The sequence below is a fragment of the Natronorubrum halobium genome, assembly GCF_051351675.1.
In the GTDB taxonomy this organism is placed as follows: Archaea; Halobacteriota; Halobacteria; order Halobacteriales; family Natrialbaceae; genus Natronorubrum.
Map to the genome: position 1 here is coordinate 68,512 of NZ_CP195597.1, position 26,811 is coordinate 95,322.

A 26,811-nucleotide genomic window follows, 5' to 3' on the forward strand; every position below is an offset into this window, starting at 1 on the left:
GTACGGTGTCGACGTCGACGACCTACTCATTCAGAGCCGTCGTCGCGACCCGATGTACAAAGGGACGGACGCCGATCACGCGAAAGCCGAGTGGTTCGGCCGACTCTGGCGGAAGGCCGTCGAGAAACGCGAGAGTGACCGGATCCACGTCCGCGGCGTCCACTACACCGTCTACATGGACGATATGGACGTCGAACCGCCGACGGACTGCTCGTGGGCCTCGTACGACAACACGCAGAAGTGCTATGACTATCTCGAGGAGTGTGCCGTTCTCGCCCGGATTCTCGGCTACATCCCGCTGGACGGGATTATCGACAAACGCGCTGATACGCGGACGATCACCGAGTACGGAGACCACACTGTCCGGCCAGACCCGAGGGGCTTCCCGCTTCGACCGGGGTTTCGGCGCCGACAATCCCTCATCCAAAGGCTCAGGCCGGACTCGTCTTCGATCCTGACGAGACAGCGTACTCGGAGTGGGCTGCCGAACGCGTCGCGTCACGTGCACGCGAAGACCTGTCGTTCGACGAAGCCCGGCAGTCGCCGTATCATATCGAACTCTGGAGCGAGAAGACGCTCCCCGATTACATCCGCGGCCGGGGCGGGCTGGCCGCCGAGTATGGCTGCAACGTCGTCGTCGAGGGTGAGGGCGACCTCTCGCTGACCGTCGCTCATGAGCTCGCCCAACGAATCGAACAGGCCGGGAAACCCGCCGTCATCCTCTATCTGGCCGATTTCGACGTCAAGGGCTACGATATGCCGGCGAACATGGCGGGCAAACTCGCGTGGCTCCACCAACGCGGCGATCTCGAGGAGCGGGTCGTAATCGAACGGCTGGCCGTGACGAAAGCCCAGATAAACGATCTCGAGCTTCCGCGAAAGCCCATCGAGGAGAGTTCGGCGACAGGGACCGGTGGCGTCGCCTACAACCGCCGTATCACCGAGTGGGAACAGGAACACGGGGCCGGAGCGACCGAGTTGAACGCCCTCGAGCAACATCCCGACGAGTTCCGACGGATCATCCGTGACGCCCTGGAGCGATACACCGACCTGGACCTGCCGCACAAGAACGACCGGCGCGGCGACGAGTGGGAACGCGACGTCGAGACGATCGTCGACGAGCGGCTTCGCGACGCCGGCGTGAACGACGACCTCGACGACCTCGCGGCGTGGGTCGAGGACTTCAACGAAGCGTACGCCGACGTCGCGGACGTCTTCGAGCGCCTTCGCGGCATGATGGACGAGGACTCGCCGATCGGCGAGTGGGAATCGATGGTCCAAGAGGTGCTCGCCGAAACCGAGTATCCCGTCGCGACCGTGCCAGAGGGCGACGCCGCGTTGCCGACGGATCCGATCTACGACTCGAGTCGGTCATACGCCGAGAACAAAGCCCGGATCGATCGGTACCAAGCGTCGGAGTGATGATTAGTAGCTGTGGCCGGCACTGTCTAGTTGAGCCAGTTTGAGAAGTGAGCAGGTCGTTGAGTTAATTTGGATTAATACTCGCAGACCTGCTCAGCGAGAGCTACGACGCGGATTTAGGAGAATCTTGGGAGAACGAGCGGACGGCGACGCCCGTTAGGGCGTTCGCCGTCCGCCTCCACCAGACCGGCTGTTCACTTCGGGAGACAACAATGATTCTCGCTGAATTAGGAGTTGAACGATCTCATGGAGCGGTTTGGAACTGGGTACATCGTCTAGCTGACAGCGAACGCGTCCCGCCGACGGCGTCGCCGTCGCGGGTCGCTGTCGACGAAACCGCTGTCAAGATCAACGGCGAGTGGTCTTGGTTGTATGCTGCAATAACATCGAGACAAAGTTGATTCTTGACGTCGCATTGTTTGGTCGGCACGGCACTGATCCGGCAGCTGCGTTTCTGCATGGTCTCCGTGAGAAACACGATCTCTCGGACGCTGAGTTTCTCGTTGATCAATTCGGCTATCGGACTGCCCTTGCTCGATTAGGATTGAACGGCCGGGTGAACTATACCGACCGAAACCTTATCGAAAAGTGGTTTCATACCCTCAAAATGCGAGTCGACCGTTTCCATAATTCGTGGGTGGGAAGTCGGGCAAGCGCACGCAAATGGATTGAACAGTTCGTACATTATTATAACCGCCAGAGACCGCATCAATCGCTCGATGGAAAGACACCAACTGAGGAGGTGTTGAACTAGACAGTGCCGACCAGTCTAATCCATTTTTGGTAGCGACTGTCTGTTTCCCGTGAACGATTTCGACGGCATTCGCAACTTCAGCCCCGAGAAGCAGTATCGCGATGTACGGTTTATCCATGTGGAGTATTTCATCACTGAAATTGATGTGGGTTCAGCAGACTCTCTCAGTCTGCTATACCCACAGGAGAAACCGCCACAATATTGGCTAGTATTCGGACTTCCCTGGAGCACAGCGGCTCTACTAATCAGAAGACTAGATGCCACCGTCGACCTCTTCAAGCGCTTCTGCCGAAATATCACCGAGTTCACCGGCCTCGATATGTGAATATCGTTCGCGGACCATCTCTTCACTATTGTCGAGGTATCGTGCGGCCACCGTGTAACCGAACGCTCGAACAAGGACTTCTCCCATGCCTCGCCGTCCACCATGGGGCGCAAGGTACTCGTGTTTCGGATGGTCGACATCAATGCCAGCGTCGCCAGTTATCCGTCTCAGGACGGTTCGCGCTCCATCAGTCGTGAGCGACGGCGGCTGAATATCTTCATCCATCGCAAGGAGGAGATCACGTGCATAGGTACTTCGCTGCTCATCGATTTCTGCAGGTTTCAGACCACGATCTGTCAGCTCTTCGCTGACTAGGGTAGCGAGCGTTCGCTGATCGAACGTTGGGAAGACTGGCCACCGCTCACTCGGCGGATCGAGAAGACGCTGATAGTTCCGGAGCGGCGAGATGGCCGGGTCAGGAAGACTCGCCGAGTCCCACTGCTGTTTCTTCCGATAGACGTGCATACTCCCGTCCTCAAGGTCGATCTCCTCCCACCGGACACCGCGCCGACGTGGGTCGTCTGAGTCTCGAAGGAGTTCACCGACGCGGACAGCTGTATAGGCGAGAACGCAGATTAGCGCTCGGTCACGAGCAGCTCTGAGTGCCGCGTATCGACCTCGCTCACGTTCGAGCTGGTCGACGTTCTCCGGTAATCCTGTGAACTGTTCGATAGCAGCGCGCGCCTCCTCGTCGACGTAGCTGGTGAGGGTGTGGCGCTGCTCGGGGGTCCATGCCTGCTGATCCCCTGGCTTGCGGCCGTCATCCTCAGGGAGTGGTGAGGTCGCGCTGGCCCGCTGGGCATAGTGGGCTTCCAGATACCCCTCATTGACGCACCAGCCACACCACGCAGAGATGTACGCGTAGTAGGTTTGTACGGTGTTCTGTTTGAGGCCCCAGTCACCGGCGAGGTGCCGGGCGTACTCACGGAACAGCCGTTCGTCGAGGTCCTCAAAGGTCGGCTCCCGATCGACGTCGTCGGGGACAATCTCGGTCCAGTCGTCGCGACCGCGGTCACCGGCGGCCCACTCGGCAAACCGCTCGCGAACTCGAGCGGCGTTCCGCCGGTAATTGCCGCCATCGCCACCGCGACCTTTTCCCTTGTCCTGAAGGTAGCGCTCGAACGTCTCGTCGAGAGTGCTTTCAAAACGGGCAGAGCTGTCATCGATCATCGAGTCTCACCCAGGGTCTGCGTCAGCGAAATTCGCCGGCTGTGATCGTCTCGAGATACTCGACGCTGACGTACCGGTACTCGATCCGGTCGCTGAAGCCGTGTTGTGGCAGGAGCGTTTCGGCCGCCCGCCCCGCAGGTTTGTCGGTTGTCAAGAGAATAACGTGGTCGGCCTGATCGGTCTCGAGTAATTGAGCAGCAAGCCCGACAAGCGCTGTATCTGCTTTCTCGGTGATATCCTCGTCCCGATCGGTCTCGTTGGCAATGAAGCGGCGAGCGTCGTCCATTACCGTCGAAACGAGCGGATTGGTATAGTCCAACCCGTCGGCGACGACGATCCATCCCTCCTCGAATCCATCGGGATAGGGAATGTTACCCGAGGGATACTCGTCTGCAGCTGAGTCGCCCCCGAGTTCTTCGTAGACGCGTTGGGGGATTCGTAGGGAGACACCGGCCTGTCGAACTGCCCGGCGAAGCCGTTGAAACTTGTCGTTGTCCGGGCCACCACACCGCACGAAGACGCCGGTATCGGCGACGTATGCAGTCGTCATGCAGCCGCGTCGGCGTACTCGGTAGCGACTGGTTCGAGCGCTTGAAGAATAATCTCGGCCTCAAGCGGCGAGATTTCGAGTTCACGGGCCGCGATGCGATGGTTGACCGTTCCATCGACATACTCGTAGGCGTACTCCAGCGCGACGGCCAGGCCGTCGAGCCCGTGGCGTTCGATGTAGACATCGATGTCCTCGTCCTCGTCGCGGCGGGCAACGGCTGCGATAAGTGCCGGCGTGATCGTTTGGGTCTCTCCGTCCGTCGAGAGCGTGAGTAAAATCGACTCGGCGTCATATTCGTACGGGCGTTGGTCACGGGTTTTCTCCACTAAGCCAGCTGTTTCGAGGTTCTGAACGTAGTCGTAGGCGGTCCCCTGTGGGATGTCGAGTACATCGACAATCTCGGAAACTGTGACTGTACCGTGTTGTAAGATGTAGGCGTACATCCGAGCAAGTGCCGGTGTCTCGAGGAGGTCGACGACCGTCTGAAGCTGCTGAATAGGTGGCCGACCTGACTTGGGGGGTGATTGCGCCATCTCGATTATGAATTATGGATAACTCGTGATAAGGCTTCCGGCGATGGAGCAAAACTCGCAACCAATCCGGTAATTGCAGAGACCCAGCCGCTCGCAGCGGCTCAATCCTACGGGAAGCGGTGTCGTGAGGCGGTTGCAGCATTCGTGCTTACCCGAGGGCGCGGAGGTCCTTCAAAGTGGACGGGATTATTGTACTAATCACGGCCAGTAGTTATTTTCGGCGTGCTAGCCAAATTCAGCAGTCTCAGCCTACAATTCCGCCATATGCATTTCTATAGTGGTCAAATATGCGAATATCATTCGTCGGACAGCGATAGACTCTAACTCAGAATTCGTGAGTCTAGTGCCCTAGCGAAGGTATATTATCTGAATATAATACTTTTCACACTATTCTACCTACTCCAGTAATTCACCTTCTTGAAGAGATGGGCATCCTTCCTTCGTTCCCCTAAACAGCGTGTCATAGAATACGTCTCATACCCTTTATCTATCGATTATACAGCTCCCAATTCGCGTGTAACACTGTAAGTTTCGTCAGTCATGGGTTTTGCTCAAGATCGAAACCATGAATAATGCCTGTTGGGAACCATTGTATGACACGCTCCTAAAAGGAAAATAGAAGGCTATTCAGGCTATTTTGAAATCGCATTCTTTCGTTCTTGCTCGAATCGTTCAGCCACCAAGTTTTCCTCTACAACTGTGCGCAGCAACGCGTCAGTCATCTCACGGACAACGATGTTCTGATATCCGCGCGTACTGAGTTCGCGCTCTAATTCGTGGTTCAGCCAGAAATCGAAGTTCAATATATTTCTTCGCGTGCGTAAAACGGCCGTTGATTAGCTGCCTCATAGGAAAAGGCAGTGTCTGTCATTAGGTCCCATTCCTCAACGTACCCCTCATCCGATTCGTCGACGTGTTCGGTTGTCGTGTCTGAGGTGGGCAAATGGGTCACCGTCATCAGTCACCGTGAACCACCTTACCGGCCTCGACGATGTGCGCGAGTTCGTCGAAATTCTTCAGTTGATCACAGTTGGGGTCGTAGTCCAACAGCGGTAACTGTTTCAGCCACGCACAACCGTCGACAGCAGAATCGTGGCTCCAAGCCTTCGCTGTCCGGCACAATGCTACAAACTAAACACGACCCCGCTCACGCTCCCAAGATTCATCAAATTCCGCCGCGTAGCACTCGCTGAGCAGGTCTGCGAGCGTCATTCCAAACCAACTCTACAACCTGCTCGTTCCTCAAACCGACCTAACTAGACGGTGCCGTCAGATGTAAGTTGGCAGACGGTTATAGGTAACATCACATAGAACTGTAGAGCAGAGCTATGAGGAGGATCAATTTGATATGGGTGGACGTCTCTATCTGTGGTAGAGAGCTGATACCAATGGTCAAGACTATCGTTTTTACAAATAAAACGGTTAACGCTGTAGAAAAACAGGTAACACGGGTTCAAAGAGGGTTCCTATAGCGGTATGTCTAATCTGACTATCCAGCCGTTCTTTTGGCGGCCAACGAACCTCTTTCCCGAAAAACGAATCGTTTCAAAAACATATGAGGGAATCACGTCGTACACATATGGTGAATTTGAGAGGCGTGTTCGATCGCTACTCGGTGCGTTGAATGACCAGGGATTAGGACCAGGTGATCGGATTGGAACGTTCGGCTGGAATCACCATCGTCACTTCGAGACGTATTTCGCGGCACCGCTATCAGGTGCGCAGTTACACACAATCAACGTGATGCTCGGCGACGACGATGTCGTTCACATCGTCGAGGACGCCGACGACGAGATCCTGTTCGTCGATCCCGGTGAGCCGTTCGATCGTATCGAACGGCTGTGGGACGACCTTCCAATCGAAGAGGTTGTCGTCATGGCCGATTCGGTCCCCGACACCGGCGTCGATGCGATCACGTACGACGAACTGATCGAGGAGACCGACCCGATCGTTGACGCCGAGTTCCCTGACCTCGAGGAGGAGTATTCCGCAGGAATGTGTTACACATCGGGTACGACAGGACGACCGAAGGGCGTAGAGTACACCCAAAAGATGATCTACGCCCACGCAATGATGGTAATGTCGCCGGCGGGCCTGAACATTGATGAGACTGACGTCGTTATGCCCGTTGTTCCAATGTTCCACGTTAACTCCTGGGAGTTCCCCTACGCCGCGACAATGGCCGGCGCGACCCAGGTCTATCCTGGTCCGTCGCCCGACCCAGCGGACTTACTCGAGTTGATCGAGTGCGAGGGCGTCACGATGACCGCCGGCGTGCCGACGGTCTGGATCAACCTGCTGGAACACGTCGACGAGCACGGTAGCGACCTCTCCAGCCTCGAGCGGATCGTCGTCGGCGGAAGCGCGGCCCCCGAAGGCATTATGCGTCGATATGAAGACGAGTTCGACGTTACGATGGAACACGCCTGGGGAATGACTGAGACGATGAGCATCGGGTCGGTGTCTCGACCAAAGTCCTATATGGACGACTGGGACCGCAGTCGCAAGTACGAAAAGCGCAAAAAACAGGGATTGCTCTTGCCCGGCCTCGAGATGCGTGTGGTCGACGACGACGGCGATGAAGTCGACTGGGACGGCCAGTCTGTCGGCGAACTGTGGGTCCGCGGACCGAGTGTCATCGAGGAATACTACAACCGGCCTGAGGCTAACGAGGAGGACTTCGAAGGCGAATGGCTCAAGACCGGAGACATCGTCTGTGTCGACGAAGACGGCTACATTGAGATCGTTGACCGGACGAACGACGTCATCAAGAGCGGAGGCGAGTGGATCTCCTCAATCGAACTCGAGAACGCGCTGATGGCCCACAATGACGTCGTCGAGGCGGCCGTCGTCGGTGTTCCCCACGAGCGGTGGCAAGAGCGACCCTACGCCTGTGTCGTGTCCGCAGACGATAGCAATCCGAGCGAAGACGAGTTACTGGCCGTTCTCGACGACGAACTCGACCAGCCCGACTGGTGGTTCCCCGATGAGATCGAGAAAGTCGAGTCGATCCCGAAGACAGCGACGGGGAAGTTCGATAAGAAAGCCCTCCGCGATCAGATCGACGTGGTACTCGAAGATGACTGAACAATTCGATCTCTCCGGACGAGTGGCACTAGTAACCGGCGGCGGCCGCGGCATTGGCCACGCGATCGCCATTGGACTCGCAAACGCTGGCGCAGCGGTCGTACCGTCGGCTCGATCGACCGACGAAATCGAATCCGTGGCCGACGAGATCAAGGCTGACGGCGGTGACGCATTCCCCGTCTCGGCTGACGTGACGAATTCCGGCGATGTCAAGTCCGTAATCGACCGGGCCAAAGACGAGTTCGGATCTATCGACATCGTCGTCAACAACGCGGGCATTAACCCCGATAACACCCTCGGTCAGCCGGAGGACGTCTCGAGCGAAAGCTTCGATCGTGTCCTCGACGTCAACCTGAATGGTGCTTACGAGGTAACACGAACGGCCGCGTCGGAGCTGCATGAGACCGATGGTGGGTCGGTGATCAACGTCGCGAGCATCGGCGGACTTGTCGGGCTTCCACGCCAACATCCATACGTTGCTTCGAAACATGGCCTCGTCGGACTCACAAAGAGCATATCTCTCGATTGGTCACCAGAGGTCCGCGTGAACGCAATCGCTCCCGGGTACGTCTCGACGGAACTCACCGAGGATCTGGAAGGAAACAAGCGGCTCCGACAGTCGATCATCAATCGCACGCCGATGGACCGGTTTGCCGAACCCGAAGAGATCGCCGGCCCGACCGTCTTTCTTGCCAGCGACGCCGCAAGCTACGTGACCGGCGCTGTGCTGGAGGTCGATGGTGGCTGGACCGCGCGCTGAGGTCCCAGTGTCAAGTACGACCGCGATCGCACTCGGACAGGTCCTTTTGAAGGTCAATAGATCACTGTCTAATTTCTTGGCTCCGCACGTTAGACGAAAACAACTTCAAATGATATATTGTCTTGCCATCACTACGGTTTGGGATGTTGAGTGCCCAAGACTAGAGCTTTTGAAAGTTTTCGCGGACAGAACGTGGTATTTATAGTGCAAATCACCAGCTTTTGGATAGGTGGCTGGCTATTCTTTTTTGGCTTTTGGATACCTCCTAATGATATACGGATTCTCTAGAATTGGCACTGTCTATAGTAGGCGTTAGAAATAATTGCACATTTCTGGTATAGAGAGTTGATCAAGAGCGGTATCGGTCGCTGTTGTGAGTTCAGGAAGTGAGTCAAAGAACTGGTTGCTAAGTGCTAACTGAGTTGTCTCCAGCACTCTTCGACCGGATTTAGTTCAGGTGAATACGCCGGTAACCTCACGAAGGCGAGGTCGTCACGGACCGCTAGGTCCGTGACGGCCGAAGCCTGAAAATACGGTGCTCCATCTAGTACAACGACCAAATCATCTTCGAACTCTTGGCATAATGCGAGAATGAAATGTTTTGCGTGTTCGGCAGTCACGTATTCTTCGAATCGAGAGAAAAAGCGATCACCGTCCTCGGTAATCGCGCCCAACAGACACGTCCAGTCGCGTTGACCAGACAGTTCGACGGACGGCCGCGTGCCGCGCGGAAACCACGCGGCACGCGGCTCAACTTGCACGGATTTCTTGGTTTAATCGATACAGACTACTGTGGCGTCCATCTCCCGCCGCTTTTTTTGAGTTCCTCGCGGAACGTTTCTTGCCCGTCAGCCTCTGATTCGGCGGCTGTAGGACGTAGTTTTTGATAGCTCAATCCCGCTTCTTTGAGCAACCGCCGGCAGCTCGGGATTGAGTACTCGACATCGTAGGTCTCGTCGAGATACTGCTGGACGAGCGCCGGCGTCCACGCCGGCGCGTCTACCCCAACGTCTTCGGGAGACTCGTGGACTGTTTCTTCGAACTCTTGCTGCTCTTCTTCTGAGAGTTTTCGCTTTCTACCAGATCGGTGAGCATCAGTAACGGCCTGCTCAAGCGACTCGTCAGTGTCGAGTCGCTTGAGCCAACTGTAGATTGTTCGTCGGCCGGTATCGTGCCACTCGGCAAGTTCGGTCTGTGTGGCGCCGTTTTTGTACGCAATTGCCGCTAACAGCCGTTGTGTCGGCTTCTTTTCCTCGGCCTTGTCGAGTGTGTCGTGAAGTTCTTCGACGGAGATCTCGTTAAGATGGTCCATTACAAACAGCAATAATCCATGGGCGGAAAATTCTAACGGTTACTATAGAGCCCGCTCACAAATTTAATATTTCAGCCACCTTCAGCTACATGATTTACATAGGTACGGATGTAATTTTATACTGCACTCGTTAACTTCTGCCAGTATATCACTATAGTAAGTGTTAAAAGACAATCATTCACATTTGGCACTGAGGACTGATCGAAAGCATCGGCGTTGTTAACCCATCTAATGAACTAAGACCGGTTGTTGAAGTTGGTAAGGGTGTCACAAGTGAATTTAGAAACAAAAGAGCAAGGTAAAAGCTAAGATGGTATTATTCCAGCGACCCTGAAAGAGACTTCTGTCGTGGACTATGATAGACTTCTTCAATAACCTCGATAGGATGTGTTTTGAAAACCCCGAAACTGGAGCACATATATTTATAAATAAGAAGTAGAAATAAACGGGAACTACTAAGCTATCTCGGTGATAGTATGGACTATGGTCCCACCCAACACAGATGGCAGAAAGGTAAAAACGTCGGAGAAAGTCTTCGATATACTCGAAACTATAAAGGAACTAGACGGAGTGACCGCTACCAAATTAAGCAAACAGTTTGATATGGCTATTAGTACTGCCTATGAACATTTAAATACTATGGAAGAGGCAGGGTATATTATCAAAGATGAAAATAACAATTATCGGATTGCACTCAAATTTCTGGAGTTCGGGATGTATGCTAGGAAAGAAAGCAAATTAATGGAAGCATCCGACACCCATCTAGAATTTTTGGCGGATGAAACTAAGGAGGCAGCACTATTAGTAACTGAAGAACATGGGGAGTGTGTCTATCTAGATCTAAAATCCGGTCAAAGAGGTGTGACAACTGCGCGACATGGGTGGATCGGAAAGCGGATTCCGATTCATTGCTCAGCAGCTGGTAAATCTATCTTGGCCCATTTAGATGAGGACAAAATGAAGAGTATAATTGAAAATAATGAATTGGAACAATTCACAGACACAACGATAACAAACAAAACTGATATGCTAAATGAATTAGGAAACATCGAGGAGGAGGGGATAGCTATAAACGACGAGGAGGCTGTAGAGGGTATTCGTGCTGTTGGAACAGCAATACTCCAAGAGGGTGAGGTGCTAGGTGCAATAAGTGTATCCGGGCCTGCTCATCGGATTACAGATGATCGTATTTACTCGGAGTTGAAGGAAACCATCCTTAGCACTGCTAATGAAATCGAACTCGACCTAGCCCATAGCCAGATAGAAACGAAGAAATAAGTATAACCAATCCAAAGGATATTTCATGCTCACCCCATTCAAACAAACACCGGTTCCTTATAAAATCACATTTGGTAAGCAGAAAATTTCTCAGATAAGTAATTGCGTCGACGATGAACACGAAAATATATTTATAATTTGTGGTGAATCAGTTCTTGAGACCGGTTTACCTGACCAGATTGCATCCCATTTATCTGACTTCTCTACGCTAATATGGCCTGGTGTCCGTTCTCATGTTCCTGTCGAGAGCATCAAGGAGGGGAAGACCCTATTATGCGAGAACGACATTGATGTGGTTGTGAGTGTAGGCGGGGGCAGTGCAATTGATACTGGAAAGGCGATCTGCATCGCCGACGAATCCGACTATCCAGTAGAAGAACTAATTCATGCTGATTGTATCGACGCACAACCCGAAATCAATCATATTACAGTTCCGACCACTCTCTCGGCCGCAGAGATGACCAATCTGGCAGGTGTTTCGTGGCCAGATCGGGATATGAAGAAAGGAATCAAGGGTCGTGGGGTTTTCGTGGATGACATCATCTATGACCCACTTTTACTCGAAGAAACACCTTCAGACCTAATTGCAAGCACAGGGATGAACGCGCTGAATCATGGGATTGAGATGGTATACTGCAATAAACACCAGCCATTTACTGATGCAACTGCATTACATTCTATCAGATTACTATATACCCATCTACCGGATGCAGTGAAAGGGAATCAAGAATCGCTCGCCTATGTTCAGGTCGGTGCATCTATCTCATTGCTTGGGTATACAAATTCAGCGACCGCAATCAATCATTCAGTAGCCCATATCCTCGGAGTTCGATATGGAATTCCACACGGGATCGCGAACGCAGTTGTTCTCCCTTATGGGATGCGATTCAACCTACCTGTTGCGACCAATCGATTTGCCATAATTGGTGAGGCTCTTGGCGTTTCTCCTGAGGAGATGACTAACAAAGAAGTTGCTCTGGAAGGAATAGCAAAATGCGAAAACTTGGTCGAAAGACTAGATCTCCCCACTCGACTCGGCGAACTCGGGGTACCCAAAGAGGATTTGGCTCTGATTGCTGAGAGGCTACTCGAAGAGGATTTTATTAATTCTAATCCCCAAAAATTAACAAAAACTAATATCCGAAAAATGCTAGAGAATATGTACTAACATCGCTAAACATGTTCTTCTATTTCGCTTTTGAATTCGGTAGATCTCATTTCATATATCGTATTCCCGTTCTTGTCTCTGGATTTTCCGATTTTGAATTTATCTTCTCCATCTATTTGAACGTTCCAGTCTTCTTGATAATGAGTGTTGACTCCTCTAAATAAGATATGGCAGCCGTGTTCCTCTTCTACTTCAGCGATTACATGGTGGGTGTAGATATCATCTTCAAACCTAGGTGGTTCGTATGGAGGAAGCTCCATTGCTTCTCGGAGAGTGATATTACGTTCCCACCAATCTGAACGCTCCTCCGGGTCTTTGGACATATTATACAAAAATGGATTAGAACTCAAATAACTTTGCTACCTTCTATTATGCCTTTTCTGAAGCGTATCATTTATATATGGGCGTGTGGAAGTGGTTATCACACATGGCGCAATCAACAGCCAATGTAACGGATTTCCTGGAAGAGCACACCGTAGTGGATACAGATGTACATCTGTCGAACCCATTTTCGGCCGAACTCCGAAAGCGAATTGCGAATCGGATGTCTGAACCATATCAAAGCTATCTTGACCCCGACACCGGGGGATCAGCATATCCCTCAAGTGGTTGGTCCAAAACTCTAGGGGGAAAAAAGAACGTTATGGTGGACGATGTCTACGAGGCGAGTCATATCCGAGAGCAACTCTGCGATGGCCTCGGGGTCGACTATCCAATCGTTAACTCGTTTGCCTTGGTAGATGAGGTACAACGCACACCTCGAGCTATCGAAGAAACTCAAGCGACAAATGATTATCTCCTTGAGGAGATACTCGACGAAGAAGACGACTTTTTCGGGCTCATATCTGTCCCGGCAAGGAATCCCGAAGCGGCCGTTGAAGAGATAGAGCGACTTGGGGACGAGGACCAGATAATCGGGGTGTTTTTGCTTGCTGGTTCCTCGTTCCAGAAACCCCTTGGTGACCCAACTTTCGATGCTATGTATCAGGCAATGGAAGACAAAGAGCTGACTCCAGTATTCCATACAGGAATCCTACGACGGAAGGCACCTGTCCTTGATGAGCTTGAGTCTTACTTCTCGGTACATTCTGTTGCTCCGCAGTGGGCTGGCTCCCTTACTCTCACGAGTTTGATTGCTCAAGGAGTCCCAGAAAAATTCCCGGATTTGAACTTTGTACTCATGGAGTATGGTATTTCATGGGTTCCGTTCTACATTGCTCGCCTCAACCGTGAATACGGTCAATGGAGAAGTGAGGTATCCATCTTAGAACAGTCTCCAGAGGAATACATTAGAGATCAATTTTATTTCACCACGCAGCCACTTGGGGAATTCAACAACCACCGTCACATGAAGTCCATCATCGACATTATTGGCCCAGAATCGATTCTATTCTCGACGGATTATCCGCATCATGATTTCGACGACCCGGCTGGTCTGGCACTTCTGCGTGCATTATCCAGTGAAGATCGAGAAAGGGTTTTGGGAAAGAATGCCATCGAATCTTTCGACCTACCCATATAATAAAATTATGAAGGAAAATGAACATATAGTGGGAAAGCACGATGAGATAAAAGATAATGAACGGATTCTTGTCGAACTCGAAGGACGGGAAATTGCGGTGTTCAAAATCGATGGTAAATATCATGCATACACGAACTGGTGCCCTCATCAAGGTGGGCCTCTCTGTGAGGGTGAACTGAGTGGCACCACGGAAACCACCTATGATAAAAAAGAGATGTCATATGAGGTTGAATGGGTAAAAGAGAATCAGGTTGTGGTGTGTCCATGGCATGGATGGGAATTTGATGTGGTCTCAGGTGAAAGTTGTCATCAGCCTGTGAAGACAATCCCCACTCATCCGGTCCAAGTAAAAGATGGCAATATTATAGTTACACTGTAGTAGGAACGACTTGGTAACCTTATTTGGATTTCCCTTTTCGATTCGTTTTGAAGTCTCTGTTTTCAGGTCCATCGTATTTTTTCTCACCGCCAAGAAGTCGGTATGGATCCTCCCGCTCTGATTCTTCTATCGCGTGAGCGACGAGACCAGGAACTCGACCGATAATCAGATAACCTCTTGCGAAGTCCGGTGAAAACTCCATATCAAGGAGAATTGCAGCAGATATCCCATCGATATTTATCGGGATTCGCTTACTAACTTGTTGAGCCAAGGCCTCTTCTACTTCTAGGGCGAACTCTACATAACTATCTGCAATCTCCTCTTTTATTGCAATCTCTTCTAAGATTCTAGCTCGAGGATCTCCACCTGTATGCGTTGGATGTCCATATCCGGGTACCGGCTCACCACGTTCAAGATGATCTTCAACAAGAGTCGTGGCACCTTCTGTTACGGAAGCAAATTCGTCATCCTCCATATACTCTTCAAATAGGTCTGCTACGAAGGTTCCAGCACCAGCGTGATGATCGCCGATTGTGAGCACTCCCGTGGCGATACTTGCTTGGAGTGGTGATCCGCAGGAAATTATGTAGCGAGAAAGTCCTTGGCTCAAACTCACACCATGATCAGCTACTGCAACAAACATAGCGTCAAGCATCCGCCTGTTACCGTTATCTGGCACGTCACCCTGAAGAAGTAAATATATTACTTCAGTAAAACTAAGTTCAGATATTATGTCATTCAGATGGTAGCCCCGGTACATAATCTGGTCATTGTGTGTAGTACTGATCGCTGTCCGCCACTCTACGTCGCTTGACTGTCCCATGATGGATCCTTTAGCGAGGAGGGTTAAAATTCTATTGGAAGTGACAGACTTGGTAAATGTTCCTGCCGAAATTTATAAACATGATGGCGTATATTTGTTTATCTGGATACCGATGAATAGTGAAATGCTTTCTCAAGAACAGCAGATGGTCTTGCAATCTATAAAACGTATTGCGAAGGACCACTTTGAAAAGAACGCCTTTACCTGGGAAGGGCAACGCCCATGGGAAAATCTCCAGCTATTGGCCGACCAAGGCTATCTTGGGCTAAACATGCCAGAAAAGTATGGGGGAGCAGGCATGACGGAGCTTGAAGCAATGCTACAAATCGAGGTTATCGGGAGGATCTGTCCGGACACAGCATTTGCCCTTTCTCAACAATGTCTTGTTGCTCCCAGAGCTGTAGAGATGTTCGGTACTGAAACTGTGAAAGAAGAGTTCTTACCTCCAGTCCTAGCTGGAGAAGAATTTATGGCTATTGCTATCTCTGAGCCTGAAGCCGGCTCAGATGTACAATCGATGACCACCACTGCAGAGGAAACCGCAGATGGAATTGTACTAAACGGTGAGAAAACGTGGGTAAGTGGTGTACCAGATGCTCGGACAGCGGTGGTCTGGGTAAAATTCCCCGAGGGATTAGGAACTGTCATTGTGGAACTCGATAACCCCGGAATCGAGGTAGGTAATCATTTCACCAATATGGCTGGCGATACTCAGACTCAATTTTATTTGGAAGACGTCCTCATCCCAGAGGATTATGTTTTGACTCGGGGGAGAGACGCCTTCAAGAAACAGCTCAAAGCATTGAATTGGGAACGGATAGGAAGTGCGTCTGTCTCTAACACAATCGCGGTGTGTGCTTTAGACCAAAGCTTAGAGTATGCACAACAGCGGGAACAGTTTGGTGAGCCGATTGGTGACTTCCAAGGGATGGAATGGAAATTGGCGGATATGGCCCGCGAAATTGAAGCCTCTCGAGCACTGACCTATGACGCGATCACCACGGTCCAGAATGGATCCGATGGTCTCGATCGATTCCAAACCTCCATCGCGAAATTATTTTCTTCACAAATGGTTGAGAAAATCGTGAGTGAGGCGTTACAAGTCCACGGTGCAAATGGTTATCAACAAGGACATTCCATAGAGTACCTCTACCGATTAGCACGAGGACGCCGACTAGGAGGGGGAACCGATGAGATTCAAAAGAACACAATTGCGAAAGCACTCAAAGAAAAGGGATTCCCCTCGATTATTTAACCACCTCTACGCTTTTTTGACAAAAGTGTTAAATACATCGCCCTTAGTATATCTAAAAGAGATGAAAGAACTCCCAGAATGGGTAGGTAAACAACAGTTCCAGAATGAAGGTGTTAGAGTTCCGGAAAACAAGTTGATCGAATCTGGTACAGATATTTCAGCTATTTCTTTCGAAGTCGAATTACCTATTGTTGTTAAAGCTCAAGTCCCTGTATCGGGTCGTGGAAAAAAGGGAGGCATTAGGTTTGTTGATTCACCTGAAGAAGCAAGACAATCTATTGAGGACCTACTTGGATCGACTATTGAGGGACATACTGTCGAACGAGTGTTGGTTGAAGAAGCAATTCCTACAGACTACGAAATCTACCTTGCTATTTCAGCAAATGGTGATACTTCGAATCCACTCCTTCTGTTTTCTGAAAGCGGGGGCTCTGATATTGAATCCGTTGCAGACAAATTCAAAGCAGAAATCCAAATTGATCCTTTAATCGGGTTACGTGAATATCATGCACGGCATATAACATCGCAAATATCTAAATCAGAACTGGATGACCTCTCACCGGATATATTATATGAACACATATTAGAAAAAATGTGGGAAATATTCATAAACAACGATCTGAAGCTATTAGAGATAAATCCCATCGGTATAACTAATGATGGTGTGTTGATAGCTTTAGATTCTAAATGTGTAGTTGATGGCGTATCTGCATTTCGGCAAGATCATTCCGCTATCCATTCATCACTGACGGGATTAGAAAGGTTTGCAGAAGAGCAGGAAGTATATTTGCGAGAAGGTGGTGGGAATATCGGTATCTTCACCACAGGTGCGGGAACTGGATTAGCTCTGATCGACTTGGTAACTGGGGAGGGCGAGGAGATGGGTGTTTTCATTGATATTCACGGCACTAGTTTTAAAGAAAAGAAATTTAAAGAGTATATAAAATATTTTAATAAAGGGAATGTAGACGTTGTGATCGTAAACATCTCTGGATCACTTATTGACTGTAATGATGTAGCAAATCAAATTCTGTTTTCTACTGATCCTCAGATACCAATAGTTGCCAGATTTAACGGTCCGAATGAAGAAAAAGCGATTAGCCGATGCAAGGAGAATAACGTGCCTGCTACAGACGATCTGCCCGAAGCTGCTTCAATTGCTGTTGACCTCCAGAGGGAGAGGTGAATATAATGGCTATTTATATAAATGAGGATACAAGTTTGCTCATCCAAGGAATCGGTAGCTATGCAGAAGCGGTTATCCCGCGTCTGAAAGAACATGGGACGGATGTCGTAGCAGGGGTTTCACCTAGTAGGCAAGGTGAGGAAATAGCTGGCGTACCTGTATTCGACACTGTCGCAAGAGCACTGGACCAAAAAAATGCAAATACCTCTTTGGTTCTTGTTCCTGCACCCTACGTGAAGGAAGCATGCCTTGAGGTTATTGAGGCAGGTATCGAAGTAGTAGTAGTAATCACTGAGGACGTACCGATCCATGATTCACTTCAGTTCATTGCTTATGCACGTGCACGAGATACAAGACTCATCGGACCAAACACGCTTGGTGTTCTTTCTCCCGGTAAAGCATCTGCTTCACTTTTGGGAGGAGATGACTCAAGATATACAACGGGCTCTGTAGGCGTGGTAACGAGGAGTGGCACACTCTCAATGGAGATCTCTGGCCTTCTTAGTTCCCGGGGAATCGGTCAAACGACAGTCTTCAGCGTCGGGGGAGATCCGTATGTTGGAACCCCTCCCAGCATAGTTTTTCAGGAGTTCGACGAAGATCCGGAAACAGATGCCATTGTTTATGCAGGAGAAATTGGAGGGACCTTCGAAGAGCGTGCAGCTATGGCTATTCAGGATATCGATACACCTGTTTTCGCTACTGTCGTAGGTCGGTCTGCGCCGTCCGGGAAACAGATGGGGCATGCCGGCGCAATTTCTGACTTGGAGAAGGATAAGCTATCAATCCTTTCCGATGCAGGGGCTTTTGTTACAGAGACACCGTTTACTATTCCCGAATTAGTGAAAGACCACATTTAAGTCAAATTATATTTTCTAATATAAAATAAAAATTATATATTATAAGAATAAAATTTTGGGTGTAATCTGCGATGTGATTTAGAGGGATATGTAACTCCCCTATCAGTGTGTTCTCATAACCTCTAAAGATGACGATAGACTTAAGACAATATAACTTGTTGTGTCATACCATGCCAGCCTATGGTAGACGAGATTACCTCAGGAGAACTGGAATAGCAGCAACTACTGGAATGTTAGGGCTCACAGCTGGGTGTTTGGGGGATGATGATCAGATCGATCTGGTGATTGGTGGTGGAGGGTCCGGAACAAACACCTATCAGAAGGCGTTAGTATATCAACAAATAATGAACGACCACAGCGATTCAATAAATATTACTGTGCAAGAAACTGGGGGAACAGTAGCAAGTTACCGTTTATATGACGAGGGAGATATAGATTTCTTCTCCACAACAGACTATGAATATATGGCTTCTCAGGCTCAAGAAGATGCATATGAAGAAGATACGATTCAAAACCCTCCATATCAAGGGTTCGCAAGTGGTGGAGTCCGGCTATTTGCAGTAGCTAGGGAGGACACTGATATCGATACATATGACGATCTAGCCGGAGCTAATGTGTGGCCAATGTGGCCGGATGCATCCACTCGATACGTTTGCCGCAACTATTTCCAGGCAATTGGGTTATGGGATGAAATGAACGTTGTTGATGTTGCCGCTGATGACATAGCTGGTGCTACGGCTGAAGGAGAAATTGATGCTCTAATACTCAATGACACTATCAATCAGGGGGAAGGAGATGATATCCTCGCTGGATATGTAACTGAGACCGATGCGAGAGTTGATTTAAAGGCATTAGAAATGTCTGACGACCAGAGAGAGACTATTCAGGAAGAGACTGGTAGAGATGTCCCTATGACTGATCTCTCCCTCTTTGAACAGGATCTAGGCATGGATGAAGTCCCAGGTGTCCTCGTTTGGTACGTAAAGTATTTCGGGGTGCACTTAGAGGAAGACGTAGTTTACGAACTTGTCACAACGCTCAACGAACATGCAGATGTATTTAAAGATTCCGATGCTATCGGACCAGGGTTCGAAGATCCTGAAGAATTAGCAGCAGGAATTCTTCCTGATTACCCTGTCCATCCAGGATTCGCTCAGGCACTCCAAGAGTGGGATGCTTGGGAGGATGATTGGGAAGAAGGCGAAGTCAGAGATAGAGAATAGATAATTTATATACAAATTTTTAAACTAACCACTATGGATACAAATAGCATTCAGAATGATCAAAGTACTGAAAATTTAATATTCGTATCTCTAGTTATTTTATTTTGGTCTATAGTGATTGGCTATGCCCACACAACAATCATGCTCAGGGGCCAACTCGCCATCATATTTATATCTCTATCAGCAATAATTTATTGCTTTAGCAATTTGTATTTATCTGATGAAGATATACTCCAATATGATAGGTGGCTTCTAAATTTCGCACTCTTATTGAGTGCTTCATCTATGTTTTATTTATTATATAATTATACTGAATTAACTAGACAAAGAATTGGATACGCTACAGACATAGATTATATATTTGCTATAATGGTTATTGTATTTGCCCTCTATCTAGTTTATAGAGAATATGGTTTAGCCTTTCCTCTTATAGTTCTTGTTGCTGGGTTCTATGCCTATTTTGGTACCGCCTTCCCAGGCGTATTTCGGCACGCTGGGATAGGAGGCTTCAGAATATTACAAATTTCTGTGACAGAGATGGATGGTATTTTCGGGAGTTTAACACAGGTTGTCGCCGCTTGGGTAGCTCTGTTTTTCCTTTGGGCGGGATTGATGCAATCATATGGTGCTTTTAATCTAATCTTTGGAGGTGCTTCTAAGGTTGCGAAATATAGCCGATCAGGTATTGCTATGATGGCAGTTGTAGGTAGCATGGCAATGGCGACGATTAATGGGAGTGCTACTGCTAATACAGGAATCACGGGGAATATATCCATTCCGCTGATGAAGGAATCTGGAATGAGTCCTGAATCTTCAGCGGCTGTCGAGGCAACAGCATCCAATGGCGGACAAATAATGCCCCCCATTATGGGGGCATCTGCATTCCTAATGGCATCGCTGCTGGGTATCTCCTATTGGGATGTAGTTATTGCAGCTTTCATACCTGGCGTTATATACTTCGTGTCGATAATGATTGCAGTCCATTACACGGCCCTTCGAGAGTTGGATTCAGAGACAGCAGATAGGCTTTTAGAAAATATTGATACTATTGCAGACGACGAAGGCCCAGCCACTACATCCTACCCAAGTTGGATTGATTTGTTGAGATTTACACTACCTGTCGTAGTCATGATATATTACTTGGGAGTAGCTGAATATTCTATTCCTGTTGTTGGCCTATATACCGTAATTTCTATGATCGTATTTGGATGTGGAATTCCGATTATATATGATCGTAGTCGGGAAACAATTAAAGGAACACTTTTGCAAACTATTGATGGACTTGTAATTGGTGCAAAAATCATCGCACCAATTGCATTAATTGTAGCTGTTTTAAACTTGGCAATTGATTTATTGATGGCTACCGGTACCCCGTCCGCTCTAACATTGGCTTTGTTAGATTTATCAGGTGGTGTTTTAGAAATAACATTAGTTCTTGCCCTAATCATATGTATTTTATTAGGTATGGGGATGCCAACGATAGCAGCATATCTTATTGTGGCGATTTTAATAGCTCCAACAATCGTTCGGGGCTTCCAGATTCCAGATCTCGCCGCACATTTCTTCGTTCTTTATGCCGCAAACCTGTCGACAATCACGCCCCCAATCGCAGCGTCCGTTGTTGTTGCAACGGGAATTGCAGGGTCCAATTTTTGGCGAACGTGCGTAGAAGCAGTGAGGATCTCTGCCCCTATCTTTGTAATACCCTTTATGTTTATTTACAGACCTGAGATTATTACGGCTGATATAACGACTGGTACTTTAGTATCTGGAGTATTTGGATTAGCGGGTGCTATCTCGCTGGCTATTGGTTTGAATTATCCTGGAGAAAATATGAGTTGGTACACTCGCGTTTTAATTGGTATAGTGTTAACCACTCTGGGAATTCTTCTAATGATCTGGAACGTACCCATATATAATCTATTGTTGGTAATTATTGCCGCAACAGTGTTTTTAACCGGGAAAAATATTGAAAAAATTAGAAGTTTCCCAACCGTCGAAAAAGCATAACATACTCCACATCCGCCACATATTAGATAGTTCCATTATTGAATGCGAATTGAATTACAAATCCAGATCATAAGAGTCAAATGAAAGTGATATCGCTCCTAAACCAGCGAAAGTAATAAGCATAATCACCTCATATGATAACATGCGACAATGGTAGATCAAAAGACCGTGCGAATAGGCGCTGGTAGTGCCCACGAACGAGATAAGACATCTGCTGCCGTAACCATGGTTGACCAGGGAAATGTCGAATATCTCTGCTGTGACCGAATGGCAGAAGTTTCGCTTTCTAGGGCGATGAATCGTATGCGGGAGGATCCAAATAAAGGATATGGGCCAAAATTAGATGAGTTTTTCAGCAAGGTATTACCTATCGCTTGGGAAAATGACACAACCATCATTGGTAGTTTTGGCATGGCAAACCCTACAGCAGCTGGGAAAAGGGTTGAAGAGATCGCTGCAAGCCAGGGCTGTGATGGCGTAAAAGTCGCGACGGTTACAGGCGATAATGTAGTCGATATCCTTGAGCCAAATGATTTCGGGACCGATGGACCTATGACTGGAGCTACAGGTCCGATGGACCGAAATAAGGACCTATTAGCAGCTAACGCCTATCTAGGAGTAGACTCAATTATCGAAGCTCTAGAAAATGATGCAGATGTCATAATCGGAGGACGGTTTAGTGATGCTGCTCTTTTCGCAGCGCCTCTAATTTATGAATTCAATTGGATGATGGACGATTGGGAAAAATTAGCAGATGCATATACAATTGGCCATCTGTTAGAATGTGGTGGTCATGCAACGGGCGGCAATTTCGCTTATCCAGGGTATGTTGAAGTTCCTGACCTCCATCATATTGGCAACCCATTGGCAGAGGTTTCAGAGGATGGAGATGCTATCATTACTAAACCTAATGGAACGGGAGGTGTAGTTACAGAACTCAGTGTCGCTTCCCAACTGCTCTACGAAGTAGAAGATCCTGAAAATTACTACATGCCAGATGTGGTACTTGATATAAGTAACGTTAAACTCAAGCAAATAGGGGAAGACGAAGTGAAGGTTTATGGCTCAAGGGGAAAGCCGAGGCCTAATATGCTAAAGGTTAATGGAAGTTCCAGTGCTGGCTACAAAGCTGAAGTGGAGGTCGGTTGGGCCGGTCCAGATACATACAAAAAAGCGAAACTGCATGTAGAGGAAATGGTAAAACCCCGTCTCACTAATGGGATAAATAATATAAGGAATAAAGTTAATATAGAAGAATTCAGAATAGATATAATAGGTGTGGACTCTATCTTCGGTCCGGCTGCACCAGAACCAGAGTGTGACCCGAATGAATTGCGAGTACGGGTTGCAGCGAAGTTCAATGATAGGGAGGATGCAGAGCGGTTTTGCGGTATGATGATACCAGATGCTCTCTTCGGCCCGGTCGGTGCAGGTGGTGTCCGACAGGATGTTCAACACATTACCGAGGTTCATTCTACCTTGATTTCGAGAGAAAAGGTGTCTACGGAAGTCGAATTTTCAACGGTGGAACTGGATGATCCTACCCCCGCTGTTGATACAGAGGTGGCCTAATGTCCAAGAAAATCAAAGTCAAAGAAATAGCATTCGGTCGTTCAGGAGACAAAGGAGATGTCTCAAATGATTATGTAATCCCCTATAGGGAAAGCGATTACGAATTGCTTCTGGAAAAATTAACGGTTTCAAAGGTCGAAGAGGCATATGACGAACTGGTCAAAGGAGAAATAAAACGATATGAAGTCCCAGGAATCAAAGCTATAAACTACGTCATGCATGAAGCATTAGGCGGAGGTGGAACCCAATCATTAAACATCGACAGCATGGGTAAGTCTAGAGCGGGGGTTTTAGTGGATATAGAGATTGAAGTACCCGATGAATACTCTCCTCCGAAAACAATTGACGGTAAGAAGGAATGGATTAGATGATTTTGTGAATTCAACCCAGTCATGCCCGTCTCGCTAACACAGCGGGCGCTTCCACGGGCTGTATGATCGGCTTCTATCTATTAGCTAAATGAGAGGGGCTCGCCGCAGCCGTTTGTAACGAATCTCGAAGTGCGTGATGAGGTCGCGTTGGATCGACGGGGGCAAGAAAGGAAATAGAGCAGTACAGTGATCGAGCTGCGATTGAAAACTCCTACACGTCGGTGAAGAAATGTGCAGCGTGGACGACGTCAAAGGAAATCGAAGTCCAATGGTTCCATTTCGCATTTGGCTGCGTCATTTACAATCTGTGGCTGCTGGTCGACTTCCTTACCCAGGAGCGAATTGGGGTGATCGAAACGAGAAAGAAGCCCTATATCACCCTCCCCAGATTCCTCGATTGGCTCGATACGGAGCTGATCACACTGCCCTGTAGACGATTAGTTCTCTTCTCTTTCCGAGTTTACAACTCTCTGAAATGAGATTACGAAGTGTGTTGTCCCAAGTACAAACATTCCAATTGCAAATAGTACCATATAGGCGCCAAATTCGTATAATATAGGGAGATCAGAATTGGCCAAGCTAAGGCCCTTCCCTCCAAGAATTCCCCCGGTTATCAGAACCAATACTTGCTCAAGTAGATCAAGTCCATCTTTCTTCATTTCTTTCCTGATATCTGACAGAGTTGATTTGATAGTCATTGTGTGAGTTTTAAATGTCTTTAACCAGATTGATCAGAACTAGAGCAAAGATAGCAATGACTGCAACATAAACTATGAGTGTAATACCGCTTGCCATCAGGTCAGAAACAACTGTGGCATTCGCTCCTGCCATAACAGCAATCACACCACCGCCCACTACTAACACCATAGCTGCAGTAAGCACTTCACCAATGTCAGACATTACATATGAATAATAAGTGGGATTTCTTAAGTCTACTTACTAGTTTTTGGTTTGCTCATAACTAGCTCTGATATGATTCTCAACTACCTAGTCGTCGAGGACGCCAACAACGTCGGGGAGACGCCAGAGGCTGTTCTTGAACGGGTGCGGGAGTAGTTAGTTGTCCTCTTCGTCCTCTTTCTCCCGGCGGTGATCGACGAAGTCTCGTTTGAACTCGTCTCGAGACCCATGTGACGAGCCACGATCATCCGGCCTGTACAGTTCCTCACGCGACGCCGTTTCGATAGTGACCGATTGTCTACGCTCGTCGCGGTCGGGTGTCTCGTCCTCAGTTCCGAGAGTGCAATACAGTACGATTCCGGCAGCAATTATTCCAACAGCACTTAGGGTTTTTCTAAGCATATAGACCGCTCGAGACTCAAGGAATATAACATTTTGTCCACTTTGGGCGGTCGTGTTTAGTTTATAGCATTGTGCCAGACGGCGAAGGCTTGGAGCCACGATTCTGCTGTTGATGGTTTTGCATGACTAAAGCAGTTTGAGAACGAAGAAGTACGGCGTTTTATCTCACAAAAGACACGTTCAGCACTGTTCCAATTTCCATGTTTTTCGTATCGAAATCGGAGCCCAGATCGACGGAGGGCAGTCTGGAGATGTTTTGCTCCATCGACGAGAAACACGGCATCGTCGAGGTCATGTTTCTCAGTGAGCTCCCGCAGTAACCGCTCTGTCAATGCGGTCGTAGTCGTCGAATATAGCCGTGTATGGTGGATGTTGTTTGTTTCTGGATCGACAGCAGTGTACAGCCAATAGCGATGGTCGTCGAGTTGAATCACCGTCTCGTCAAGCGCAACGTGATTCGGTTCCTCGTCAACTGCCGGCTGTAGATCTCATTTGTGAACCCAATCGTGGACTGCCTTGCGACTGCGCTCGGCACCGAACTTCTCTAATTCTCGAACGGTATTCGAAAGCGAGAGACCAGCAAGATGGAGTCGAATACCCAGCTCCATTAGCTGACGCGGTGTCCGCTCTCGTGGAATTTGATGACCGTTGGGAGCGTGAGCGGACGGCGAACGCCCTGACGGGCGTCGCCGTCCTGCTCCACGCGACTGGTTGTTCGCTTCGAGAGACACAAGTGATTTTTCGCTCACTTGGCGTAGAACGCTCTCACAAGCAATTTGGCACTGGGTACATCGGCTGGCTGACAGCGTTCCAGACCCGCCGACGGCACAGCCGTCGCGGGTCGCGGTTGACGAAACCGCTGTCAGGATTAACGGCGACCAATCTTGGATGTACGCTGCAATAGACCTTGCCACGAAACTCATTCTCGACATAGTACTCTTTGGACGGCGAGGCACCGATCTAGCTGCTGCGTTTCTGCATGGACTCGCCGAGAAACACGATCTCTCCGATGCTGAGTTTCTCGTCGATGGTGCTGTATATCTGGCTGCCCTCTCCCGATTAGGATTGAGCGGTCACTCGACTATGTCGATCGAAACCGCATCTAAAAATGGTTTCACACTCTCAAAATGCGAATCGACCGCTTCCATAAATCGTGGGTCGGCAGTCGGGCGAGCGCCAGAGAATGACTTGAACAATTTGCCCACTACTATAATACACAGCGACCGCACCAGTCACTCAACAAACGACCGCCAGCAGAGGTGCTAAACTATACAGTGCTCATCAAAGCTTTCTCTCGCGTTGGAATCAGCAGCGTGATACCTTTTTCTTACAATTTCGTATGAAGGATCTCCCAATCGTAGCCCTTATCGGCCACTACAGTGTCCAATTCGTTGAGATTCCGCACGATCACTTGCCAGCCAACCTGTGTGTCGTGCGGTTGTTTCATCGAGCAGTGTATATCTAGAATTGCGCTGGTCTCGCAGTCGATGAGCAGCGACGTTTTCACAGCTTCAAACGCAAAATCCGTCCGCTTCGCGTACTGCTGACTGGCTTGGACGCGATCCACACCGGTTGCATCAATCGCTTGGACGTCACCAAGATCATGTAATTCAATGGATGACTTAAGAATTGTTCGCTACCGCTTCATCGGTATGTCTTGTTTCCAGACACAAACCATAGCAAAGTGCGGCAACGTCTCAGCCGCCAACCTAAGCGTTTTCACTATTCTCGGCATCTCTTTGAATACATCTAGCAGTTTCCTGTAGGTTTGTCCGAGACACTCTTTTAGCGTCTGAATGGCGAGAATCACCCAGTCAGCATACCCGTCTTTGTCCGGTTGGTAAGCCGGTTCGGGCCCGCAAGCGACGGCTTTTTGAGCAAGTGGCACTCAACCCTCCCGAAACTGATCGTCTAAACAAGGCCCCTCCAAAGCAAGCAACTACTTCTAA

The 26,811-nt window shown here is 49.0% G+C and carries 24 protein-coding genes and 9 pseudogenes; 17 read left to right on the plus strand and 16 right to left on the minus strand.

Translation table 11 applies throughout. The annotated features are described in order from the left end of the window. Window positions 1–22: 22 nt before the first annotated feature. Both ACSFC7_RS27270 and ACSFC7_RS27275 read right to left on the minus strand, forming a co-directional pair. Complete coding sequence (locus ACSFC7_RS27270) at window positions 23–358, minus strand: hypothetical protein (RefSeq protein WP_436348948.1); 336 nt, start codon at window positions 356–358, stop codon at window positions 23–25. Window positions 359–498: 140 nt separating this feature from the next. After that, window positions 499–795 (minus strand): hypothetical protein, encoded by a 297-nt coding sequence (locus tag ACSFC7_RS27275; protein ID WP_436348949.1) that lies wholly within the window; start codon window positions 793–795, stop codon window positions 499–501. Here ACSFC7_RS27275 and ACSFC7_RS27280 point away from each other — a divergent pair. Both ACSFC7_RS27280 and ACSFC7_RS27285 read left to right on the plus strand, forming a co-directional pair. After that, window positions 769–1,422, plus strand: coding sequence for a hypothetical protein (locus ACSFC7_RS27280; RefSeq protein ID WP_436348950.1), 654 nt, complete (start codon window positions 769–771; stop codon window positions 1,420–1,422). The genes ACSFC7_RS27275 and ACSFC7_RS27280 overlap by 27 nt on opposite strands. A 77-nt stretch (window positions 1,423–1,499) precedes the next feature. Then, window positions 1,500–2,176: pseudogene (locus tag ACSFC7_RS27285) on the plus strand (IS6 family transposase). Window positions 2,177–2,429: 253 nt separating this feature from the next. Here the strand turns inward: ACSFC7_RS27285 and ACSFC7_RS27290 are convergent. The 5 genes and pseudogenes from ACSFC7_RS27290 to ACSFC7_RS27310 form a co-directional block, all read right to left on the minus strand. Beyond that, window positions 2,430–3,671, minus strand: coding sequence for a tyrosine-type recombinase/integrase (locus ACSFC7_RS27290; protein ID WP_436348951.1), 1,242 nt, complete (start codon window positions 3,669–3,671; stop codon window positions 2,430–2,432). A 22-nt stretch (window positions 3,672–3,693) separates the two neighbouring features. Beyond that, window positions 3,694–4,221 (minus strand): hypothetical protein, encoded by a 528-nt coding sequence (locus tag ACSFC7_RS27295; RefSeq protein WP_436348953.1) that lies wholly within the window; start codon window positions 4,219–4,221, stop codon window positions 3,694–3,696. Next, on the minus strand, window positions 4,218–4,754 hold the full coding sequence (locus ACSFC7_RS27300; RefSeq protein WP_436348954.1) for a DUF7437 domain-containing protein: 537 nt from the start codon (window positions 4,752–4,754) through the stop codon (window positions 4,218–4,220). Before ACSFC7_RS27300 ends, ACSFC7_RS27295 begins: the two co-directional genes overlap by 4 nt. Window positions 4,755–5,386: 632 nt before the next feature. Then, window positions 5,387–5,712, minus strand: a pseudogene (locus ACSFC7_RS27305) (hypothetical protein). Beyond that, window positions 5,712–5,810, minus strand: a pseudogene (locus ACSFC7_RS27310) (ParA family protein); the annotation flags it as partial. The pseudogenes ACSFC7_RS27310 and ACSFC7_RS27305, both read right to left, overlap by 1 nt. Here ACSFC7_RS27310 and ACSFC7_RS27315 point away from each other — a divergent pair. Then, window positions 5,797–5,889, plus strand: a pseudogene (locus tag ACSFC7_RS27315) (IS6 family transposase); the annotation flags it as partial. The pseudogenes ACSFC7_RS27310 and ACSFC7_RS27315 overlap by 14 nt on opposite strands. 8 nt (window positions 5,890–5,897) lie before the next feature. On the opposite strand, the pseudogene ACSFC7_RS27320 reads toward ACSFC7_RS27315, so the two are convergent. Beyond that, window positions 5,898–5,966: pseudogene (locus ACSFC7_RS27320) on the minus strand (IS6 family transposase); the annotation flags it as partial. Between the two features lie 264 nt (window positions 5,967–6,230). Between ACSFC7_RS27320 and ACSFC7_RS27325 the strand changes: the two are divergent. Both ACSFC7_RS27325 and ACSFC7_RS27330 read left to right on the plus strand, forming a co-directional pair. Further along, complete coding sequence (locus ACSFC7_RS27325; protein WP_436348955.1) at window positions 6,231–7,841, plus strand: long-chain fatty acid--CoA ligase; 1,611 nt, start codon at window positions 6,231–6,233, stop codon at window positions 7,839–7,841. After that, window positions 7,834–8,601 (plus strand): SDR family NAD(P)-dependent oxidoreductase, encoded by a 768-nt coding sequence (locus tag ACSFC7_RS27330; protein ID WP_436348975.1) that lies wholly within the window; start codon window positions 7,834–7,836, stop codon window positions 8,599–8,601. The genes ACSFC7_RS27325 and ACSFC7_RS27330 overlap by 8 nt, the downstream gene beginning before the upstream one ends. A gap of 312 nt (window positions 8,602–8,913) precedes the next feature. Here the strand turns inward: ACSFC7_RS27330 and ACSFC7_RS27335 are convergent. Next, window positions 8,914–9,913, minus strand: a pseudogene (locus ACSFC7_RS27335) (IS630 family transposase). A gap of 483 nt (window positions 9,914–10,396) precedes the next feature. Here ACSFC7_RS27335 and ACSFC7_RS27340 point away from each other — a divergent pair. After that, window positions 10,397–11,191 carry an IclR family transcriptional regulator gene (locus ACSFC7_RS27340; protein WP_436348956.1) on the plus strand — a complete coding sequence of 265 codons (795 nt, stop codon included), beginning with the start codon at window positions 10,397–10,399 and terminating at the stop codon, window positions 11,189–11,191. Between the two features lie 25 nt (window positions 11,192–11,216). Then, window positions 11,217–12,359: an iron-containing alcohol dehydrogenase family protein gene (locus tag ACSFC7_RS27345; protein WP_436348957.1), complete on the plus strand. Its 1,143-nt coding sequence runs from the start codon at window positions 11,217–11,219 to the stop codon at window positions 12,357–12,359. 5 nt (window positions 12,360–12,364) lie between these two features. Here ACSFC7_RS27345 and ACSFC7_RS27350 read toward each other — a convergent pair whose 3' ends face one another. Next, the gene (locus ACSFC7_RS27350) at window positions 12,365–12,682 is read right to left on the minus strand and encodes a hypothetical protein (RefSeq protein WP_436348958.1); all 318 of its coding nucleotides are present in this window, start codon (window positions 12,680–12,682) and stop codon (window positions 12,365–12,367) included. A gap of 104 nt (window positions 12,683–12,786) precedes the next feature. Between ACSFC7_RS27350 and ACSFC7_RS27355 the strand changes: the two genes are divergently transcribed. Both ACSFC7_RS27355 and ACSFC7_RS27360 read left to right on the plus strand, forming a co-directional pair. Beyond that, window positions 12,787–13,881: an amidohydrolase family protein gene (locus ACSFC7_RS27355; RefSeq protein WP_436348959.1), complete on the plus strand. Its 1,095-nt coding sequence runs from the start codon at window positions 12,787–12,789 to the stop codon at window positions 13,879–13,881. A gap of 7 nt (window positions 13,882–13,888) precedes the next feature. Next, entirely contained in the window at window positions 13,889–14,260 is a 372-nt protein-coding gene (locus tag ACSFC7_RS27360; protein WP_436348960.1) for a Rieske (2Fe-2S) protein, read from the plus strand. 19 nt (window positions 14,261–14,279) lie between these two features. On the opposite strand, the gene ACSFC7_RS27365 is transcribed toward ACSFC7_RS27360, so the two are convergent. Continuing rightward, window positions 14,280–15,083, minus strand: a complete 804-nt coding sequence (locus ACSFC7_RS27365) for a citryl-CoA lyase (protein ID WP_436348962.1) — start codon at window positions 15,081–15,083, stop codon at window positions 14,280–14,282. A gap of 40 nt (window positions 15,084–15,123) precedes the next feature. On the opposite strand from ACSFC7_RS27365, the gene ACSFC7_RS27370 reads away from it, so the two are divergent. From ACSFC7_RS27370 to ACSFC7_RS27400, 7 genes are all read left to right on the plus strand, one after another. Further along, the gene (locus ACSFC7_RS27370) at window positions 15,124–16,338 is read left to right on the plus strand and encodes an acyl-CoA dehydrogenase family protein (protein ID WP_436348977.1); all 1,215 of its coding nucleotides are present in this window, start codon (window positions 15,124–15,126) and stop codon (window positions 16,336–16,338) included. 61 nt (window positions 16,339–16,399) lie between these two features. After that, entirely contained in the window at window positions 16,400–17,524 is a 1,125-nt protein-coding gene (locus ACSFC7_RS27375; RefSeq protein WP_436348963.1) for an ATP-grasp domain-containing protein, read from the plus strand. Window positions 17,525–17,529: 5 nt separating this feature from the next. After that, window positions 17,530–18,384 (plus strand): succinate--CoA ligase subunit alpha, encoded by an 855-nt coding sequence (locus ACSFC7_RS27380; RefSeq protein ID WP_436348964.1) that lies wholly within the window; start codon window positions 17,530–17,532, stop codon window positions 18,382–18,384. 170 nt (window positions 18,385–18,554) lie between these two features. Next, on the plus strand, window positions 18,555–19,607 hold the full coding sequence (locus tag ACSFC7_RS27385; protein WP_436348965.1) for a TAXI family TRAP transporter solute-binding subunit: 1,053 nt from the start codon (window positions 18,555–18,557) through the stop codon (window positions 19,605–19,607). Between the two features lie 33 nt (window positions 19,608–19,640). Continuing rightward, entirely contained in the window at window positions 19,641–21,617 is a 1,977-nt protein-coding gene (locus tag ACSFC7_RS27390) for a TRAP transporter permease (protein ID WP_436348966.1), read from the plus strand. Window positions 21,618–21,767: 150 nt separating this feature from the next. Next, window positions 21,768–23,189, plus strand: coding sequence for an acyclic terpene utilization AtuA family protein (locus ACSFC7_RS27395; protein WP_436348967.1), 1,422 nt, complete (start codon window positions 21,768–21,770; stop codon window positions 23,187–23,189). Continuing rightward, entirely contained in the window at window positions 23,189–23,560 is a 372-nt protein-coding gene (locus ACSFC7_RS27400) for an AtuA-related protein (protein WP_436348968.1), read from the plus strand. Before ACSFC7_RS27395 ends, ACSFC7_RS27400 begins: the two co-directional genes overlap by 1 nt. Before the next feature lie 437 nt (window positions 23,561–23,997). On the opposite strand, the gene ACSFC7_RS27405 is transcribed toward ACSFC7_RS27400, so the two are convergent. The 4 genes and pseudogenes from ACSFC7_RS27405 to ACSFC7_RS27420 form a co-directional block, all read right to left on the minus strand. After that, a complete protein-coding gene (locus ACSFC7_RS27405; protein WP_436348969.1) occupies window positions 23,998–24,258 on the minus strand; it encodes a hypothetical protein in 261 nt (86 codons plus the stop codon). A 10-nt stretch (window positions 24,259–24,268) separates the two neighbouring features. Continuing rightward, a complete protein-coding gene (locus ACSFC7_RS27410; protein ID WP_436348970.1) occupies window positions 24,269–24,460 on the minus strand; it encodes a hypothetical protein in 192 nt (63 codons plus the stop codon). Window positions 24,461–24,616: 156 nt separating this feature from the next. Then, window positions 24,617–24,862, minus strand: a complete 246-nt coding sequence (locus tag ACSFC7_RS27415) for a hypothetical protein (protein WP_436348971.1) — start codon at window positions 24,860–24,862, stop codon at window positions 24,617–24,619. A 56-nt stretch (window positions 24,863–24,918) separates the two neighbouring features. Next, window positions 24,919–25,500: pseudogene (locus ACSFC7_RS27420) on the minus strand (IS6 family transposase). Between ACSFC7_RS27420 and ACSFC7_RS27425 the strand changes: the two are divergent. After that, a pseudogene (locus tag ACSFC7_RS27425) lies at window positions 25,482–26,205 on the plus strand (IS6 family transposase). The pseudogenes ACSFC7_RS27420 and ACSFC7_RS27425 overlap by 19 nt on opposite strands. Here the strand turns inward: ACSFC7_RS27425 and ACSFC7_RS27430 are convergent. Beyond that, window positions 26,193–26,750 (minus strand): annotated as a pseudogene (locus ACSFC7_RS27430) (transposase); the annotation flags it as partial. The pseudogenes ACSFC7_RS27425 and ACSFC7_RS27430 sit on opposite strands and share 13 nt — an antisense overlap. Between the last annotated feature and the right edge of the window lie 61 nt (window positions 26,751–26,811).

Bases quoted from the DNA above. Each gene is read 5' to 3' on its own strand.
- ACSFC7_RS27280 (WP_436348950.1), top strand. From the start codon at position 769: ATGGCGGGCAAACTCGCGTGGCTCCACCAACGCGGCGATCTCGAGGAG.
- ACSFC7_RS27290 (WP_436348951.1), bottom strand. From the start codon at position 3,671: ATGATCGATGACAGCTCTGCCCGTTTTGAAAGCACTCTCGACGAGACG.
- ACSFC7_RS27295 (WP_436348953.1), bottom strand. From the start codon at position 4,221: ATGACGACTGCATACGTCGCCGATACCGGCGTCTTCGTGCGGTGTGGT.
- ACSFC7_RS27300 (WP_436348954.1), bottom strand. From the start codon at position 4,754: ATGGCGCAATCACCCCCCAAGTCAGGTCGGCCACCTATTCAGCAGCTT.
- ACSFC7_RS27325 (WP_436348955.1), top strand. From the start codon at position 6,231: ATGTCTAATCTGACTATCCAGCCGTTCTTTTGGCGGCCAACGAACCTC.
- ACSFC7_RS27330 (WP_436348975.1), top strand. From the start codon at position 7,834: ATGACTGAACAATTCGATCTCTCCGGACGAGTGGCACTAGTAACCGGC.
- ACSFC7_RS27340 (WP_436348956.1), top strand. From the start codon at position 10,397: ATGGTCCCACCCAACACAGATGGCAGAAAGGTAAAAACGTCGGAGAAA.
- ACSFC7_RS27345 (WP_436348957.1), top strand. From the start codon at position 11,217: ATGCTCACCCCATTCAAACAAACACCGGTTCCTTATAAAATCACATTT.
- ACSFC7_RS27350 (WP_436348958.1), bottom strand. From the start codon at position 12,682: ATGTCCAAAGACCCGGAGGAGCGTTCAGATTGGTGGGAACGTAATATC.
- ACSFC7_RS27355 (WP_436348959.1), top strand. From the start codon at position 12,787: ATGGCGCAATCAACAGCCAATGTAACGGATTTCCTGGAAGAGCACACC.
- ACSFC7_RS27360 (WP_436348960.1), top strand. From the start codon at position 13,889: ATGAAGGAAAATGAACATATAGTGGGAAAGCACGATGAGATAAAAGAT.
- ACSFC7_RS27365 (WP_436348962.1), bottom strand. From the start codon at position 15,083: ATGGGACAGTCAAGCGACGTAGAGTGGCGGACAGCGATCAGTACTACA.
- ACSFC7_RS27375 (WP_436348963.1), top strand. From the start codon at position 16,400: ATGAAAGAACTCCCAGAATGGGTAGGTAAACAACAGTTCCAGAATGAA.
- ACSFC7_RS27380 (WP_436348964.1), top strand. From the start codon at position 17,530: ATGGCTATTTATATAAATGAGGATACAAGTTTGCTCATCCAAGGAATC.
- ACSFC7_RS27385 (WP_436348965.1), top strand. From the start codon at position 18,555: ATGCCAGCCTATGGTAGACGAGATTACCTCAGGAGAACTGGAATAGCA.
- ACSFC7_RS27390 (WP_436348966.1), top strand. From the start codon at position 19,641: ATGGATACAAATAGCATTCAGAATGATCAAAGTACTGAAAATTTAATA.
- ACSFC7_RS27395 (WP_436348967.1), top strand. From the start codon at position 21,768: ATGGTAGATCAAAAGACCGTGCGAATAGGCGCTGGTAGTGCCCACGAA.
- ACSFC7_RS27400 (WP_436348968.1), top strand. From the start codon at position 23,189: ATGTCCAAGAAAATCAAAGTCAAAGAAATAGCATTCGGTCGTTCAGGA.
- ACSFC7_RS27405 (WP_436348969.1), bottom strand. From the start codon at position 24,258: ATGACTATCAAATCAACTCTGTCAGATATCAGGAAAGAAATGAAGAAA.
- ACSFC7_RS27410 (WP_436348970.1), bottom strand. From the start codon at position 24,460: ATGTCTGACATTGGTGAAGTGCTTACTGCAGCTATGGTGTTAGTAGTG.
- ACSFC7_RS27415 (WP_436348971.1), bottom strand. From the start codon at position 24,862: ATGCTTAGAAAAACCCTAAGTGCTGTTGGAATAATTGCTGCCGGAATC.